Source organism: Nocardiopsis oceanisediminis (genome assembly GCF_048595525.1).
Lineage (GTDB): Bacteria > Actinomycetota > Actinomycetes > Streptosporangiales > Streptosporangiaceae > Nocardiopsis_A > Nocardiopsis_A oceanisediminis.
Map to the genome: position 1 here is coordinate 806,297 of NZ_JAFMZJ010000001.1, position 17,061 is coordinate 823,357.

At 73.4% G+C, this 17,061-nt stretch carries 14 protein-coding genes; 9 read left to right on the top strand and 5 right to left on the bottom strand.

The features are described from left to right. Positions 1-74 precede the first annotated feature (74 nt). Together J0910_RS03795 and J0910_RS03800 are read right to left on the bottom strand one after the other, a co-directional pair. Positions 75-728 (bottom strand): P-loop nucleotide/nucleoside kinase family protein, encoded by a 654-nt coding sequence (locus J0910_RS03795; protein ID WP_420157113.1) that lies wholly within the window; start codon positions 726-728, stop codon positions 75-77. After that, entirely contained in the window at positions 725-1,102 is a 378-nt protein-coding gene (locus J0910_RS03800; RefSeq protein ID WP_420157114.1) for a TFIIB-type zinc ribbon-containing protein, read from the bottom strand. Before J0910_RS03800 ends, J0910_RS03795 begins: the two co-directional genes overlap by 4 nt. A 224-nt stretch (positions 1,103-1,326) precedes the next feature. Between J0910_RS03800 and J0910_RS03805 the strand changes: the two genes are divergently transcribed. The 4 genes from J0910_RS03805 (at position 1,327) to J0910_RS03820 (ending at position 7,717) form a co-directional block, all read left to right on the top strand. Beyond that, on the top strand, positions 1,327-2,589 hold the full coding sequence (locus J0910_RS03805) for a cytochrome P450 family protein (RefSeq protein ID WP_420161880.1): 1,263 nt from the start codon (positions 1,327-1,329) through the stop codon (positions 2,587-2,589). Further along, on the top strand, positions 2,586-3,668 hold the full coding sequence (locus J0910_RS03810) for a cytochrome P450 family protein (RefSeq protein WP_420157115.1): 1,083 nt from the start codon (positions 2,586-2,588) through the stop codon (positions 3,666-3,668). The genes J0910_RS03805 and J0910_RS03810 overlap by 4 nt, the downstream gene beginning before the upstream one ends. Before the next feature lie 242 nt (positions 3,669-3,910). Further along, positions 3,911-5,578 (top strand): serine/threonine-protein kinase, encoded by a 1,668-nt coding sequence (locus J0910_RS03815; RefSeq protein ID WP_420157116.1) that lies wholly within the window; start codon positions 3,911-3,913, stop codon positions 5,576-5,578. Positions 5,579-5,743: 165 nt separating this feature from the next. Beyond that, positions 5,744-7,717 (top strand): ABC1 kinase family protein, encoded by a 1,974-nt coding sequence (locus J0910_RS03820; RefSeq protein ID WP_420157117.1) that lies wholly within the window; start codon positions 5,744-5,746, stop codon positions 7,715-7,717. Between the two features lie 180 nt (positions 7,718-7,897). On the opposite strand, the gene J0910_RS03825 is transcribed toward J0910_RS03820, so the two are convergent. Then, complete coding sequence (locus J0910_RS03825) at positions 7,898-8,668, bottom strand: NAD(P)H-dependent oxidoreductase (protein WP_420157118.1); 771 nt, start codon at positions 8,666-8,668, stop codon at positions 7,898-7,900. 243 nt (positions 8,669-8,911) lie between these two features. On the opposite strand from J0910_RS03825, the gene J0910_RS03830 reads away from it, so the two are divergent. Further along, positions 8,912-9,106, top strand: a complete 195-nt coding sequence (locus J0910_RS03830) for a hypothetical protein (RefSeq protein ID WP_420157119.1) — start codon at positions 8,912-8,914, stop codon at positions 9,104-9,106. Then, positions 9,103-9,495, top strand: a complete 393-nt coding sequence (locus tag J0910_RS03835; RefSeq protein WP_420157120.1) for a DNA-binding protein — start codon at positions 9,103-9,105, stop codon at positions 9,493-9,495. The genes J0910_RS03830 and J0910_RS03835 overlap by 4 nt, the downstream gene beginning before the upstream one ends. Positions 9,496-9,622: 127 nt before the next feature. Here J0910_RS03835 and J0910_RS03840 read toward each other — a convergent pair whose 3' ends face one another. Beyond that, the gene (locus tag J0910_RS03840) at positions 9,623-11,281 is read right to left on the bottom strand and encodes an alkyl sulfatase dimerization domain-containing protein (RefSeq protein ID WP_420157121.1); all 1,659 of its coding nucleotides are present in this window, start codon (positions 11,279-11,281) and stop codon (positions 9,623-9,625) included. 289 nt (positions 11,282-11,570) lie between these two features. Further along, positions 11,571-12,722 carry an acyl-CoA dehydrogenase family protein gene (locus J0910_RS03845; protein ID WP_420157122.1) on the bottom strand — a complete coding sequence of 384 codons (1,152 nt, stop codon included), beginning with the start codon at positions 12,720-12,722 and terminating at the stop codon, positions 11,571-11,573. A gap of 108 nt (positions 12,723-12,830) precedes the next feature. Here J0910_RS03845 and J0910_RS03850 point away from each other — a divergent pair, with 108 nt between their 5' ends. From J0910_RS03850 to J0910_RS03860, 3 genes are all read left to right on the top strand, one after another. Continuing rightward, positions 12,831-13,556, top strand: coding sequence for a TetR/AcrR family transcriptional regulator (locus J0910_RS03850; RefSeq protein WP_420157123.1), 726 nt, complete (start codon positions 12,831-12,833; stop codon positions 13,554-13,556). Positions 13,557-13,613: 57 nt separating this feature from the next. Continuing rightward, on the top strand, positions 13,614-15,260 hold the full coding sequence (locus tag J0910_RS03855; protein WP_420157124.1) for a peptide chain release factor 3: 1,647 nt from the start codon (positions 13,614-13,616) through the stop codon (positions 15,258-15,260). Positions 15,261-15,670: 410 nt separating this feature from the next. Then, positions 15,671-16,966: a citrate synthase gene (locus tag J0910_RS03860; protein WP_420157125.1), complete on the top strand. Its 1,296-nt coding sequence runs from the start codon at positions 15,671-15,673 to the stop codon at positions 16,964-16,966. Positions 16,967-17,061: the final 95 nt, after the last annotated feature.

Consider the following 17,061-nt stretch of genomic DNA (forward strand, 5'->3'; position numbering starts at 1 on the left):
GGCGCCGTCCTCGCGGGACCGGCGCCGCCCGCGGGGCGTCCGGGGTCCCGGCCGGAGCCCCGCGCGGGAAGGGGTCAGCGCGCGGCGGGCTCGGGCGCCTCGGCCGCGGCGGTCCGCTCCACCCAGGCGCGCACCTCCGCGGCGGTCCGCTCCACCGGGGAGCCGGTGGTGTCCAGCAGCTCCACCGGCGGGTCCAGCTCCGCGCCCTCCTCGGACAGCCAGGCCGCGTAGTCGAGCATCTCCGCGATGCGCGGCTCGTCCCACCCGCGCCAGGCGGGCCGGGCGCGCAGCCGCGCGGCGAGCACCTCAGGGTCGCAGGTGAGCGCCAGGTAGTGGATCCGGGAGAACAGCGCCCGCTCCGGCAGCGGCTCCAGCTCGGGCGGGACCACGGTGCCGCAGAGCACCACCGGGCGGCCGCTCTGCTGGATCATCGCCGCGGTCCGCAGCCAGGTGGAGCGGAACGCCCGGTGCTCCCCGGCGGGGTCGCGCAGCGCCCCCACCCAGAGCACGTCCTGCTCCAGCACCACGAACCGGTCGGAGAGCGCCTCCACCAGCAGCCGGCCCACGGTCGACTTGCCGGTGCCGCTCGGCCCGGCCACGCAGAACAGCGGGGACCGCAGGAAGGGGCGGTCGCGGCCGCAGAAGCGGCAGCGCAGCCCCCGCCCGCCGGCCCCCGGTTCCGGAGCCTCGTCGAATTCGCCGCACTCCGGGCAGATCAGCGGGTTCAATCGAACAGGTTCTCCAGGAAGCTCTTCTTCCGGCGGCGCCCGTACGGGCCGGGCGAGTCGGAGTAGCCGCCCCGGTACCCGTGCGGCGAGTCGGGGTAGCCGCCCCGGTGGCCGCGCGGGGAGTCCGGGTAGCCGCCCCGGTGGCCGCGGGGCGAGTCGGGGTAGCCGCCCCGGTGGCCGCCCGGCGGCACCTGGCCGGCCGGAGGGGCGTAGGGCGGAGGGGCGGCGCTGCTGTAGTGGCGCTTCTCCGCGGCGATGATCTGCTCGAGCTCACCCCGGTCCAGGAAGATCCCCGAGCAGCCGAGGCACTGCTCCAGATGGATCCCCTGTCGGGCGACGGTCTGCAGGCTTCCTTGGCACTTTGGGCATATCACGCCGACATCGTATGCGAGGCGCCGCGGGCGCGGTCACTGGCTGTGGACAGGGCACTATCGATCCGTCGCCGAAACCGCTACGGTACGTCCGGAAACCCTTGCGGTTGAGGGGTTTTCGTGCAATTCCGCGACCCAGGACGGCGACGGCCTTGACGAGTAGCTGCCCTCATCTGAAGCTCTACGACCCCGAGTTCCACCGGGACCACCACGCCGCGTACGAGAAGATGCGCGCCGAGCACGGCCCGGTGATCCCCGTCGAGCTCGAGCCCGGTGTCGAAGGCTGGCTGGTGATCGACTACGCGACGATCACCGCCTGGTGCCGGGACGAGCGCGCCTTCAGCCGGGACGCGCACCGGTGGCGGGACTGGCGCGAGGGGCGGGTCCCCGACGACGCCGCGGTGATCGGGATGATGAAGCCCCGGCCCAACGCGCTGTTCTCCGACGGCGAGGCGCACCGCCGGGTGCGGCGGGCGATGACCGACGCGTTCGCCCGGTTCGACTCGGCCCGGATCGCCGCGGACGCGCGGGAGCTGGCCGGCGGCCTCATCGACGAGTTCTGCGCCCGAGGCGAGGCCGACCTGGTGGCGGAGTACGCCAACCCGCTGCCGCTGCTGGTGATGAACCGGCTGTTCGGCATGGACGAGGCGTCCGGCCGGCGGTTCTTCGCCGCGCTGCGCGACATGTGGGACGGCGTCGACGCCGAGCGCGCCAACCAGGAGATCGAGACGGTCCTCTCCGAACTGGTCGGCGCCAAGCGCGACCGGCCCGGCGAGGACATCACCAGCATGCTCATGCAGCACCGCGCCGGGCTCACCGACGAGGAGGTCATCCAGCACCTGGTGCTGATGATCGGCGCGGGCAGCGAGCCCAGCGCCTGCCTGCTCTCCAACGCGGTGCGGGTGATGCTCACCGACCGCCGCCTCGGCGACGACCTGGCGTCCGCGCGCACCGCCATCCCGGACGCCATCGACCAGGTGATGTGGACCGCGCCGCCGGTCACCAACTACCCGGTCATGTACCCCACGCAGGACGTCACGCTTCCCAGCGGCGCGGTGATCCGCGAGGGGAGCCCCGTCCTGCTCGGCTTCGCCGCGGCCAACCGGGTCGTCGCCGACGAGTACCGCGACCGGCTGGAGGACGCCCCCAACCGGGCCCACCTGGCCTGGGGCGTCGGCCCGCACCGCTGCCCCGCCAAGGAGATGGCCACCGCCATCTCCATCACCGGCATCGAGGTGCTGCTGAACCGGCTGCCCCGGCTCCGCCTCGCGGTGCCCGCCGACGAGCTGGCCTGGCGCCTCTCGCCGTTCGGCCACGCCCTGACCCGGCTCCCCGTCGCTTTCGATCCCCAGTCCCCCGAGCAGGAAGGAACGGCGTGGAAGCCGTCAGACTCCGAACCGGATACCTCCACGACCAGGCCGCCGAGCTCCGAGAAGCAGGGGCGGTCGTCCCTGTCGAGCTTCCTGGCGAGGTTGCTGCGTGGGCGGTGACCCGGCACGCCGCGGTGATGGAGGTGCTCACCCACCCCCAGGTCAAGAAGAACCCGAAGTACTGGCGGGCCTGGCGGGACGGTGAGATCCCGCCCGACTGGCAGCTCATCTCCTGGGTCGCCGCGGACAACATGCTGGCCCGCGACGACGAGGACCACACCCGGCTGCGCAAGCTCGTCTCCAAGGCCTTCACCCCGCGCCGGGTGCAGGGGATGCAGGACCGCATCGCGGAGATCGTCGAGGGGCTGCTGGACGGCATGGAGGCCGGTGACGGCACCGCCGACATCAAGGCGCAGCTCGCGCTGCCGCTGCCGATGACGGTGATCAGCGACCTGTTCGGGGTCGAGGAGGAGTCCGCCCGCGCCGAGCTGCACCGCCGGATCGGGATGATGTTCGACCAGAGCATCACCCCCGAGCAGGCCTACGAGAACCACGTCGGCACCCAGCGGTTCCTCACCGAGCTGGTGGCGCGCAAGCGCGCCGAGCCCGGCGACGACATGACCAGCGCCCTGATCGCCGCGCGCGACGCCGACAACGACCGGCTGTCGGAGTCGGAGCTGGTGTGGACGCTGATCCTGATCATCGGCGCCGGCTACGAGACCACCATGAACCTGCTCACCAACACGGTGCAGGCGCTGCTCACCCACCGGGACCAGCTCGACATGGTCCTGCGCGGCGAGCGCGAGTGGAGCGACGCCGTCGAGGAGACGCTGCGCTGGAACACCTCGATCCAGAGCGTCCCGCTGCGCTACGCCGCAGCGGACATCGAGATCGACGGCACCGTGGTGCCCGAGGGCGACGCGCTGCTGGTCTCCTACGGCTCGGCCGGCCGCGACCGGCTGCTGCACGCCGAGGGCGCCGACCGGTTCGACATCACCCGGGAGGACAAGACGCACGTCTCCTTCTCGCACGGGGCGCACTACTGCCTCGGCGCCAACCTGGCCCAGATGGAGCTGGCGGTGGCGCTGCCCGCGCTCTGGAAGCGCTTCCCCGGCCTGGAGCTGCTGGAGGCCGACCCCGAGCAGGTCCCCTCCATCGTCTCCAACGGCGTCACCTCGCTCCGGGTGCGCCTGGGCTGAACCGCGCGGCGGGGGCGGCCGCTCTCCCGGCCGCCCCCGCGCCCGCGCCCGCGGGCCGCGCCTCTCCGCGTGCGCGCGGGCACACCGGTGACGGTTTCGGGCCGGCCCCGCCGCCGCCCCGGGTGACCGGGACCGGTCTGCTCAGGGGATCCGGGACCGCCTCCGCCGGGAGGGACTTAGACTCGCCTGGGTGGCGCCCGGATCGCGTGCGCACCTCTGACGAGCCCGAGGAAGCCCCAGCCATGAGTACTGAGCAGACCGGCCCCGGACACGTGCTGTCCGGGCGCTACCGGCTCACCGAGCTGATCGGTGCGGGCGGTATGGGCCGCGTCTGGCGGGGCGAGGACGAGCTCCTCGACCGCCAGGTCGCGATCAAGGAGCTCATCATCTCCCCGCAGCTTCCGCAGCAGGAGATCGACGTACTGCGCACCCGGATGCTGCGCGAGGCGCGCAGCGCCGCCCGGCTCGGCCACCCCTCCATCATCACCGTCTTCGACGTGGTGGAGAGCGACGACCGCCCGTGGATCGTGATGGAGCTGGTCCGCGGCCGCTCGCTCGGCGACATCATCAAGGAGGACGGCGCGCTGACGCCGGCCCGCGCCGCCAAGATCGGCCTGCAGATGGCCACCGCGCTCTCCATCGCGCACGACCGGGGCATCGTGCACCGCGACATCAAGCCGGGGAACGTGCTGGTCGGCAGCGGCGACCGGGCGGTCCTCACCGACTTCGGCATCGCCCGGCTGGAGGGCACCTCCGGGCTGACCAGCACCGGCCTGCTCATCGGCTCGCCCGGCTACCTCGCGCCGGAGCAGGCGCAGGGCCGCCCGGCCACCCCGGCGACCGACATCTGGTCCCTGGGCGTCACGCTGTACCAGGCGGTGGAGGGCAGGATGCCGTTCCACCGGGAGGTGCCGGTGGCCACGCTGACCGCGATCGTCACCGAGGAGGTGCCCCCGCCGGGGTCCGCGGGGCCGCTGACCGGGGCGCTGGAGGCGATGCTCACCAAGGACCCGGAGGGGCGCCCGTCGATCACCGAGGCGCACGCGCTGCTGCACGCCGCCTCGGTCGCCGCGGAGCGGAGCCGGGCGCGGGCGGACCGGGACGCGATGCGCGCCGCCCGGACCACCGTCGCCGAGCCCCCGCCGGTCGCGGACCCGTCGGCGGCCGCCGCCCCGGCGGGGGCGGCGGAGGCGGGGGGCGGGGAGCGCCCGCCCTACCTGCCGCCGGGCGCCGGCGCGGCCGCGCCGCCCGGGACCGGGCGGACCGGGCGGGCGGCGCTGCTCATCGGGGCGGCCTGCGTCGCCCTGCTGCTCGCCGTGGGCCTGGCGTTCTGGCTGGGCCAGGGGGAGGGGGCGGACCCCGCCGAAACCGGGCCCGCCGCCGAGCAGGACGCCGGCGGGGGCGCGGGGGAGGCCGCCCCCGGCGGCGAGGACGGCGCCGAAGAGGAGCCGGAAGAGGAAGAGGAACCGGAGCCGGAGGGCCCGCCGGTGGAGAACTACGCCGACGAGACCGGCTTCTCCGCCGACCTGCCCGAGGGCTGGGAGTACGACCGCCGGGAGGGCACCAGCGTCTTCTTCGACCTCCCCGGCGGCGGCTACCTGCAGATCGACCAGACCGACTCCCCGGGCGACGACGCGGAGCAGGACTGGCGGCAGCAGGAGGGCGCCATCTCGCAGAACTTCTCCGGGTATCAGCGGCAGCACATCAAGGCCCTGGACGACCCCTGGACCGACCGGTACGTCAGCGCCGCCGACTGGGAGTTCACCTTCGACGGCCGGCACGCGGTCAACCGCGCCTTCCACACCGAGGACAAGGGGTACGCCCTCTTCCTGGTCTCGCCCCCGGAGACCTGGGAGGAGAACCGGGGGCTGCTGGACGGCGTCGCCGCCTCCTTCGAACCGGCCTCCTGACCCCGGCCCGCCCGGACCGGCCGGGGCCGCCCCCCTCCCCCGCGCCCTCCTCGCCGCGGGGCCGGGAGCGCGCCGTCCACAGGCGGTGGACGAGGGGGCGGCGGCCTCTCCCGGCTGTGCGATGCTGAGCTCCGGACCGTCCCCGACGAGCGGAGGAACGCGGGCATGGCCGTCATCGCCGCCCTGCTCTACCTGGTGCTGATCCTGGCGAGCGGCGGCCTGGCGCGCCGGGTGCTCGGGGTGCCCATCGGCTGGCCGCGGGTCATCGTGGTCGGGTTCGCGGTGCTGGCCAGCGCCTACGGCGCGGTCTACGGGGTGCTCACCTCCTCCGGCCTGGAAACGGGCCCGGAGGCGGCCCAGGGGGACCCGCTCCCCTACATCGTGCTGCCGGTCCTCGCCATGGCCTGGACCTTCCTGGGCGGACTGGTCGTCCTGGTGCTGCTGGAGATCTTCCTGCCCACCGGGACGCTGCCGCCGGTGCGCGCGCTGTTCACCGGGTGGCGCTCGCGGCTGCGGCGGGCCCGCCGGTACGCCCAGATCACCGCCATCGCGGCCAAGCACGGGCTCGGCGCCTACCTGCGCGGCCGCAGGCGGACCGCGCCGGCGCAGGGGATGGCCAAGACCGCCCGGTCGCTGACCGCCGCGCTGAACGAGGCCGGGGTCGCCTTCATCAAGTTCGGCCAGATGCTCTCCTCCCGCCCCGACCTGGTGCCCGACGTCTTCGTCCGGGAGCTCTCCCGGCTGCAGACCGCGGCCGACCCGGAGCCCTGGCCCCGGATCGAGGCCGCGATCGAGGGGGCGCTGGGCCGGCCCGTCGGCGAGGTGTTCGCCTCGATCGACCCCGAGCCGCTCGCCGCGGCCTCGGTCGCCCAGGTGCACGCCGGCGAGCTGCTCGACGGCGAGCGGGTGGTGGTGAAGGTGCAGCGCCCCGGGGCGCAGCGCCAGGTCGAGGCGGACGTCGACATCCTGCTCCGGCTCGGCCGCCGGCTGGACCGGGGCACCGCCTGGGGGGCGGCGCTGGGCGTGCGGCGGCTCGCCGAGGGGTTCGCCGACTCCCTGGAGGAGGAGCTCGACTACACCGTCGAGCTGGACAACATGCGCGCCATCGCGGCCGCCGGCGGCATCCGGGTGCCCGCGCCCCGCCCCGAGTACTCCTCGCGGACCCTGCTGGTGATGGAGCGGATCGACGGCACCCCGGTCGGCGGCGCCGCCGACCTGCTCGCCGGCTTCACCGCCGAGGAGCGCCGGGAGCTCGCCGAGCGCCTGGTCGGCGAGGTGCTCAGGCAGATCACCGTGACCGGGGTGTTCCACGCCGACCTGCACATGGGCAACATCCTGATCGGCCCGGACCGCGAGCCCGCCATGCTCGACTTCGGCTCGGTGGGGCGGCTGGACGGCGGCGCCCGCACCTCGCTCGGCCTGCTGCTGATGGCCATCGAGCGGGACGACTCCGCCGCCGCCGCCGATGCCCTCATCGACCTGCTGGACCGCCCCGACGAGCTGGACGAGCGGCGGCTGGAGCGGGAGGTCGGCCAGCTCATGGTCCGCTTCTCCGGCGGCCTCGGCGGGCGGGGGAGCGCCGACATGTTCTCCCGGCTGCTCCCGCTCATCCTCGGGCACGGCTTCTCGGTGCCGCCGCAGATCGCCGCGGCCTTCCGCGCCCTGGCCGCACTGGAGGGCACCCTGGCCGCGATCAGCCCCGGCCTCGACCTGGTCGAGGCCGCCCGCCGGCAGGGGCGGCTGCTCGCCGGCGAGACCCTCGGCGGCACCGACGTGCGGGCCGCCCTGGAGCGGCGGCTCGCCGCGATGCTGCCCGCCCTGGAGCGGCTGCCCCGCCGGCTGGACAAGATCACCCAGGACCTGGAGCAGGGCCGGTTCACCGTCGGCATCCGCCCGTTCGCCGACCGGCGGGACCGCGGCTTCGCCACCGGACTGGTCCGCCAGACCGTCCTCGCCCTGCTGGCCGCCACCGCGGTCCTCGGCGCGATCCTCCTGATCACCGCCGACACCGGCCCGATGGTCGCCCCCGCGCTCCCGCTCTACGCCTTCTTCGGCTACACCCTGCTCTTCGTCGGGTTCGTGCTCGCGCTGCGCTCCCTGGTCCTGGTCTTCCAGACCGACCGCCCCGGCGACGGCTGAGCGGCCGCCGGGCCCCGGCCGGGGCGCGCCGCCGTCCGCACCGCGGGCGCCTGCGCCGCCCGCCGGGCGGACGGGGCGTTTCGCTCCGCCCGGCATCGGCGGGCACGGCGCCCGCGCCGCCCGGGGGCGGGCGGGGCGCCCGCCCCCGGGCCCTCCGGGCCTGCTCCGCCACCGGCCCCGCTACCGGTCCAGGTGCACGTCCAGGCCGGTGCGGCCGGGGGCGAGGTCCGGGCGGAGGACCAGGTCGTCGTCGTAGTCGCCGCCGTTCTGCCGGCGGAACGGCAGCGGTTCGGCCTCCGGGACCGACAGCACCCGGTCCACCAGGGCCTTGGCCGCCCGCTCGGCGTCCTCGGCGCTCGCCCGGTCCGCGGAGTGGACCGGGAACGGGGGGAGCGGCGCCATGCCGGTGTACCAGAGCGTCCCGTGGGTGAGCGGGAAGAGCAGCTGCTCCAGGTCGCCGTTGACCCCGCGCGGCCCGATCGACGACTCCCGCGCGCCGATCGTGACCACCGGGAGCACCCGCCTGCCCTCCAGCGGCCCCTCCCCGTAGCGCATCGCCCGCCCGGTGACCGGGTCGTGCAGCCCGAACGCGAACCCCTTGACGAACACCCGGTCGAACCAGCCCTTGAGTATCGCCGGCAGGCCGTACCACCAGAGCGGGAACTGCACCACCACGGTGTCGGACCAGGCCAGCTTCTCCTGCTCGGCGACGACGTCCGGGCTCAGCAGCCCCTCCCGGAGGGCCCGCTCCGAGGCCGCCCCGACGTCCAGCCGCTCCGCCGGGTCGTGGCCGTAGTCGGCGGCCCGCACCACCGGGTCCCAGCCCATCGCGTACAGGTCGGACTCGCGCACCTCGTGCCCGTGCTCCCGCAGCGCGGCGACGCCCGCGTCGCGCAGCGAACCGTTCAGCGACCTCGGCTCCGGATGCGCGAACACCCACAGAACTCTCATGTTCTCCTCTTCTGCGCTTTCAGTGCCCCTGAGGCAGTACCCCGATCATCCGGATGGGAACGCGGACCGGCGCCCGGCCTGCGAGCCGCGCACGCGAGATGCGCATCGGGTGGCAGAGAGTTCGCCGAAAGTGATTCCCAATCCCTTTGATACTCTCCTTGCATGGCTGATGACGAGTACCCCGTGGGTGACGGCCCTGCCGTCAGAGTGAGCCTCTCCCTTCCGGAGGGAACGGCAGAGGCCGTGCGCGCCATCACGGGCAAGCGCGAGTTCTCCGCCTATGTCGCAGAGGCCGTCGAGCACCGGCTGCGCGGCGAACTGATCGCCCGGGACCTGGAGGAGTACCAGGAGGAGCATGGGAGGTTCACGGACGAGGAGCGCGCCTGGGCGGATGACGCGCTGTCGGGTGAGGCGCGGCTGCCCGGGGAAGCGGCGTGAAGGGCACTCTCGTCCTCGATTCCGCGGGGCTGGCCGGCTACCTGGAGAGCGATCGGAAGGTCATGCTGCTCGTCGATGCCGCGAAGCGGCAGGACCGTGCCCTGGTCATCAGCGCGGCCACCGTCATCGAGGTGCAGCATGGAAGGGTCCGGCCCGCTCGGATGAACTGGGTCCTCTCCCGTCTCAGGGTCGAAGACCTGACCAGGGACGCGGCCCGTGCGGCTGCGGCGCTGCTCGAAGAGGCCGGCCTGCACGGCCACCGCTGCGCGATCGACGCGATGGTCGCCGAGGCGGCTCTGCGGCAGCGGCCTCCTGTCACCCTGCTCACCTCGGACGTCGGCGACCTGTCCCGGCTCTGCGGCTCCGCTGTCCGGGTGATCGGTATCTGACGGCTGTCCGCGCTCGTTCCGCGGGGGCGAGCACGGGCAGTCCGGCGGGGAAGCAGGGGGCCGCATCCGGGCCGCCCGGCACCGGCGGTGCCCCTCCCGGCGCGCGCCCGCCCCGGGCCGTCCGCCCTCACCTCATGTGCATGGAGAAGCCGACGGCCTCCAGGTCCAGCATCCCGGTGAGGGCGTCCCAGGCGCCCGGGTCGCCCTCCAGGACCCGGGCCGAGGCGAGCACGTCGGCTCCGGCCTCGACGAGGGCGTCCCGCTCCTCCGCCGGCCCGTCCTCGGCGGCGAGGATCCGGTGCCGGACCCTGAGCGTCACCTCGTCCCCGGTGTCGGTGAAGCGCAGCACGACGGCGAGCGTGCGCCCCGCGGCCTTCTCCGGGTCCAGCCGGTACCGCCAGCCGCGCACCGTCTCGGCCCCGGTCTGCGAGGCGGCGATCATCCCGCCGATCCGCGTCAGCGCCGCGCCGGGGTCGATCGCGTGCTCCAGCTCCAGGGCGCCGGTGAGGTACCAGGACCGGGCGATCGGGTTGACCTGCCGGTACCCGATGGCCCGCAGGGCGGCGGCCTTGACCAGCCGGGCGTCCTCGTCCCCGGGCGCGGCGCGCAGGGCGAGCTGCGCGAGCTCGGCGGCGAGCTGGTGCTCGCCGCCGCGGTGGTGCTCCTTGGCGGCCTCCAGCACGCGCTCCACCCCGCCCATGAGCTCGGCGAAGCGCCGCGCCCGGACCGCGGGCGGCGAGGGGAGCATGTCGGTCGCGTCGCCGCTGAACCAGCTCACCCAGCCGGTGAAGAACTCGGGCACGGCGGTGAACGGGACCCCGTAGGAGGGGACGGTGAACGGGGGGTCCAGCACCTCCTCGGGGAGCTCCTTGAGGGCGTGCTGCAGCTCGACCGGGGTGTACCCCTTGTTGATCAGCCGGATCGACTGGTCCCACAGGTACTGCGCGGCGTCGCGGTACTTGGTGACCGCCTCGGAGATCCGCTCCTTGCCCCGCATCGGGATGATGTGCGAGCCGAGCAGCCACTCCGGGCGGATCTCCCGGACCCGGTCCAGGGCGGCCGTGTAGTTGTCCGGCACCCGCGGCTTGGACCCCCGGATCGTGTGCATGTTGGGGATCCCGGTGAGGAATTCGTCGGCGATGACCACCATGTCGTAGGCGGGGATGTGGACGCCGAACTCGCTGATGGCCTCGCCGCCGGTGTAGAAGGCGCGCAGCTCCACGCCGGCGATGGTCAGCGTCTCGTCGCCGGAGAGCAGCCTGGTCGGGGGGATGTACCCGGCGTCCCCGCCGGCGGGGACGGTTCCGATGCCGTGGTGGTGCCTCTCCTCCGGGCCGAGGAAGGCGCCGCCGTAGTAGGCGACGCCCATCGCCTGGCGGTCCGCGATCTCGCCGAACTCGTTCGCCCGCTCGGCCGGGAAGTTCTCCCAGGCGTAGACGTCCACCGCGCCGGACTCCACGTCCTCGGCGGAGACCAGCGCGGCCGTGCCGTTGTAGTGGTCGGTGTGGTGGTGCGAGTAGAAGACCGCGCGGATCGGCTTGTCCGAGACCTTCCTGATCTCGGCCGCGATGATCCCGCCCGCTTCGAGGTTCACCCCGGTGTCGTAGACGATCAGGCCGTCGTCGCCCTCGATCACCGTGCTGCCGCCCAGGTGGCCGCCGGGGCAGTAGACGTTCCACACCGGGAGGTCCCCGCACCGGTAGGTGCCCTGCCGGTCCACGGTGAGCCTGCGGTGCTCCAGGAAGTACTCGGGCCAGCTCCGCTCGACGTCGTACGGGTTGGCCATCTTCCCTCGCCCCCTGGTGAGCGGCGGGCCCGCCGCCGCTGAGGAACCCGGGCCCGGGCACCCCCTGCGCACCGGGCCGGCGGCGCGGGAGGCCCCCGCACCGCCCCCTCATCCTCACCCGGCCGGCCCCCGCCCGCCCGCACCGACACGGCCCCGGGACCGGTGCCGCGGCCCGGCGGAGCACGGCCCTCCGACCCTGCTCCGGCGGTGGAGGAGAGGGGAGTGGTGCAGCCCTGGTCGCGTCCTCCGGGAAGAGGGCGTGACCAGGGCTTTTTTGTCTCTCCGGCCGCTACTTGAGCAGCTGGCGGGCCATCACCAGGCGCTGGATCTGGTTGGTGCCCTCATAGATCTGGGTGATCTTCGCGTCGCGCATCATCCGCTCGACCGGGAAGTCCTTGACGTATCCGGCGCCGCCGAGGAGCTGGACCGCGTCGGTGGTGATCTCCATGGCCGCGTCGGAGGCGTAGCACTTGGCCGCGGCGCCGAAGAAGGACAGGTCGGAGTCGTTCCGCTCGGACTTGGCGGCGGCCGCGTAGACCATCTGGCGGGCGGTCTCCAGCTTCATCGCCATGTCGGCGAGCATGAACTGGACGCCCTGGAACTCGGCGACGGCCTTGCCGAACTGCTTGCGCTCCTTGACGTAGGCGACCGCGGCGTCCAGCGCGCCCTGGGCGATGCCGATCGCCTGGGCGCCGATGGTGACCCGGGTGTGGTCCAGGGTGCGCAGCGCGATCTTGAGTCCCTCGCCGACCTCGCCGACCCGGCGGTCGTCGGGGATGCGCACGCCGTCGAAGAAGAGCTCGCGGGTGGGGGAGCCCTTGATGCCGAGCTTGCGCTCCGGCTCGCCCAGGGTGAAGCCCGCGTCGTCGGCGTGCAGCACGAACGCGGTGACGTTGGAGCCGCGCTTGCCCTGCGGGTCGGTCACCGCCATCACCGTGTAGTACTCGCTGACGCCGGCGTTGGTGATCCACGACTTCTGCCCGCTGACCACCCAGGAGTCGCCGTCGCGGACCGCCTGGGTGCGCATGCTCGCGGTGTCCGAGCCGGCCTCCCGCTCGGACAGCCCGTAGGAGAACATCGCCTCGCCGCGGGCGACCGGGGCCAGGTAGCGCTGCTTGACCTCCTCCGAGGCGCCCAGGATGAGCGGCATGGTGCCGAGCTTGTTCACCGCGGGGATGAGCGAGGACGACCCGCAGGCGCGCGCCACCTCCTCGATGACGATGCAGGTGGCCAGGGCGTCGGCGCCGACCCCGTCGTAGGCCTCCGGGATGTGCGGGGCGTGGAAGTCGGTGGCGCGCAGCGCCTCGTAGGCCTGCTGCGGGAACGCGCTCTTCTCGTCCACCTCGGCGGCGTGCGGGGCGATCTTGTCCTCGGCCACGGCGCGCACCGCCGCCCGCAGCTCCTCATGCTCCTCGGTCGTGGTGAACAGGTCGAAGCTCATGTCTTCCTCGCCTCCGGGCCGGGCTCGCGTGGCACGTGGTGCCGAACTGTGGCATTCAGTGTCAGCATAGGTGATGCAGGAGGACGGCGACGGAATCGGGGGGCAGGCATGTCGGAGGCGGCGGAGCCGGGGCGGGGCGCCCGGCCGGAGCGGCACGACGTGGTGGCGGCGGCGGTCCGCCTGTTCGAGCAGGCCGGCTACGAGCAGACCACGATGGGCGACATCGCGGAGGCCGCCGGGCTGAGCCGGCGCAGCCTGTTCCGCCGGTTCGGCACCAAGGAGGACATCCTCTTCGCCGAGCTGGAGGAGGTGTTCGCCGCGGTCCGGCGCTACCTGGCCGCCGCACCGGAGGGCGACCCGGTCGCCGCGGTCACCGCCGCGGCCCGGATGGTCTTCCAGGGCTACGCCTCCACCCCGGAGATCACCGTCCCCCGGTTCCGCCTGGTCCGCGCCGTCCCGCGGCTGCGCGACCGGGAGGTCGCGATGACCGCCCGCTACCAGGCGGCGTTCAGCCGGCACCTGGCCCGGGGGGAGAGCGACGGGGACCGCGCGCTGGCCGCCGAGGCGGTCGCGGCCGCGGTCATCGCCGCGCACAACCACGTGCTCCGCTCCTGGCTGCGGGCCCCGGAGCGGCCGGTGCCCTGGGACCGGCTGGACGCCGCGATGGCGTTGGTCACCGAAGGGCTCGGCGCGCGGCTGCGGGACGGCGGGACCCCGGCCGCCCCGGAGCCGGCAAGGGTGCTCGTCGCGGTCTATCCGAGCGGCGCCGGAGCCTCGGAGGTCCTGGACAGGGTGCGCGAGGCGCTTGCGCCGGACGGCTGCGACCGAGGTTAGAGGCGGGTAGATTCGCGGGGGCGGTGCAGCGCGATCAGGACTGGGAGACGACCTCCGGTGAGTACGGCGGCGAACGAGGCGGCGAAGAGCGGGTCCACCGAGGCGGCGGCGGAGGCGTCGCGGCGGCGCACGTTCGCGGTGATCTCCCATCCGGACGCGGGCAAGTCGACGCTGACCGAGGCGCTGGCGCTGCACGCCGCGGCGATCACCTCGGCCGGCGCGGTGCACGGCAAGGGCGACCGGCGCGGGGTCACCTCCGACTGGATGGACATGGAGCAGGCCCGCGGCATCTCCATCACCTCCGCGGCGCTGCGCATCGACTACCGGGACACGGTGCTCAACCTGCTGGACACCCCCGGCCACGCGGACTTCTCCGAGGACACCTACCGGGTGCTGTCGGCGGTGGACTGCGCGGTGATGCTGCTGGACTCGGCCAAGGGCCTGGAGCCGCAGACGCTGAAGCTGTTCGACGTGTGCCGGGCGCGGAAGATGCCGGTCATCACCTTCGTCAACAAGTGGGACCGGCCCGGCCGCGAGCCGCTGGAGCTGATGGACGAGATCGAGCAGCGGATCGGTCTGCGCCCGACCCCGCTGAACTGGCCGGTGGGCATCGCCGGCGACTTCCGCGGCCTGCTCGACCTGACCGAGGGGGAGGAGTCGGCCGGGGCCGGCTTCACCCGGTTCCGCCGCGCCCCCGGCGGGGCGGCCAAGGCCGAGGAGGAGTTCGTCGGCGCCGGGCAGGCCGCTGCGGAGGAGGGCGCCGCCTGGACCCAGGCGCAGGAGGAGATCGAGCTGCTCGGCGAGATCGGCGCGGTCTACGACGAGAAGTCGTTCCTGGCCGGGGAGTCCTCGCCGCTGCTGTTCGGCGCCGCGCTGCCCAACTTCGGGGTGGGCGCGCTGCTGGAGACCCTGGTCCGGCTGGCCCCGCCGCCCGCGCCCAAGGCCGACACCGAGGGCCGGGCGCGCCCGGTGGAGGCGCCCTTCTCCGGCCAGGTGTTCAAGATGCAGGCCGGCATGGACCGGGCGCACCGCGACCGGATGGCCTTCGTGCGCATCTCCTCGGGCCGCTTCGACCGCGGCATGGTGCTCACCCACGGCGCCACCGGCCGCCCCTTCGCCACCAAGTACACCCAGGCGGTGTTCGGCTCGGAGCGCTCCACCATCGACACCGCCTTCCCCGGCGATGTCATCGCGCTGATCAACGCGGCCGCGCTCAGTGTGGGCGACACCCTCTACGACGGCCCCAAGGTCGCCTACCCGCCCATCCCCAGCTTCGCCCCCGAGCACTTCGCGGTGGCCCGCGCCGTCGACGCCGGCCGCTACAAGCAGTTCCAGCGCGGCATCGCCCAGCTGGACAGCGAGGGCGTGGTCCAGGTGCTCTCCTCCGACGTGCGCGGGGAGCAGGCGCCGGTGCTGGCCGCGGTCGGCCCGCTCCAGTTCGAGGTGGTGGCCCACCGGATGGCCGAGGAGTTCCGGGCGCCGATCGACCTGGCGCACCTGGACTACTCGCTGGCCCGGCGCACCACGCCCGAATGCGCGCCGGTGCTGCACGGGCTGTCCGGGGCCGAGGTGCTGCGGCGGCGCAGCGACGGCGAACTGCTGATGCTGGTGCACAACAAGTGGCGGCTGCGGGTGATCGAGCGCGAGCACCCCGACATGGTGATGGAGCCGCTGCTGGCCGGCGGGGTCGATCCGGGCGAATGACGCGCCGCGCGCACTCCGCGCACGGATGTGCGCATGAGTGAACGGCGACGAATGACATACGGAATCATCACGATTCTCCCCGCCGAGCTGGGAAGGACTCCCTCGGTGGGAAGTTTCACAGGGGCGCCGAGCCGAGGCCGGCGACCTCGGACCGGGCACGGCGTTGCCGTCGCGTGACGACCGGCTCATCCTGCGTGCGTAAAAACTTGCATTTATTTACAGTACGATGAATCCGGGTACTGCTTCCGGTGTGTCTCACGTCACCTGTTCGTTAATGCGTGAGAATTGTATGATTTTACTTCACTGGAGTTTAATAAAAGGGAACAAAGTCAGTACCGAAAGCGTGGCGGAGGGCACCCCTCCGCACGCCCCCGCACCCCGCCTGGAAGGCTTGAAAGGTTGGCTCGGGCATGAGTGAAGACGGCAAAGGGCGCACGGTCGAGCTGCGGTACGACGGCGGGGAACAGACCTTCCCGCTGCTGACCGGTTCCGAGGGCGACCAGGCCATCGACGTCAAGAACCTGCTTTCGGGCGCCTCGATGACCACTCTCGACCCCGGTTTCGGCAACACCGCATCCTGCCGGTCGGAGATCACCTACATCGACGGTGCCGCCGGCATCCTCCGCTACCGCGGCTATCCGATCCAGGATCTGGCCAAGCACAGCTCGTTCCTGGAGGTGGCCTACCTCGTCATCCGCGGCGAGCTCCCCTCCCCCGGCGACCTCAAGGAGTTCGGCGAGCAGCTCAGCGCCAACGCCGAGATCCCCGCCGAGATGAGCGCCCTGCTCGACGCGCTGCCGCGCAACGGGCACCCGATGACGCTCCTCGCCGCCGCGGTCAACACGCTGGCCGCCTACTACGCCGACAGCGCCGACCCCAAGGACGACGGCCAGGTCGAGAGCGCCACGATCCGGCTGTTGGCCAAGCTGCCGACGATCGCCGCGCACATCTACCGCCGCTCCATCGGGGCCGAGCCGATCGCCCCGGACCCGTCCCTGGACTACGTCGGCAACCTGCTGCACATGCTGTTCGGCGACGGCAGCGGCGACAGCGAGCTGGACGCGCTCTACGCCAAGGCGCTCGACCTGCTCCTGCTGCTCCACGCCGACCACGAGCTGAACTGCTCCACCGCCACGGTGCGCGTCGTCGGCTCCTCCGACGCCGACATCTACGGCAGCGTCTCGGCCGGCATCAACGCCCTGTTCGGCCCGCTGCACGGCGGCGCCAACCAGGCCGTCCTGGAGATGCTGGAGGAGATCCGCGACCTCGGCGGCGACATCGACTCCTTCCTCGCCAAGGTGAAGGACAAGGAGTCCAAGACCCGCCTGATGGGCTTCGGCCACCGGGTCTACAAGAACTTCGACCCGCGCAGCCGCGAGATCAAGGGCCTGGCCGCCGACATCCTGGCCCGCCAGGAGCGGCCGGACGAGCTCTTCGCGCTCGCCCTGGAGCTGGAGGGCAAGGCCCTCGAGGACTCCTACTTCACCGACCGCAAGCTCTACCCCAACGTCGACTTCTACAGCGGCGTCATCTACCGGGCGATGGGCTTCCCGACCAACATGTTCACCGTGCTCTTCGCGCTCGGCCGGCTCCCCGGCTGGATCGCGCACTGGCGGGAGCAGCGCAAGGACCCGGCGACCCGGATCGCCCGCCCGCGCCAGCTCTACACCGGCCCGACCGAGCGCGCCTACCCCGGCCAGGGGTGAGCCGCGCCGCCCCGGAGCGGGCGGCGGGCCGAGCGGTGCCACCGGGTGCGGTGGGCGGCGGAGGACGCCGCCCACCGCACTCTTCGCGCTTCCAG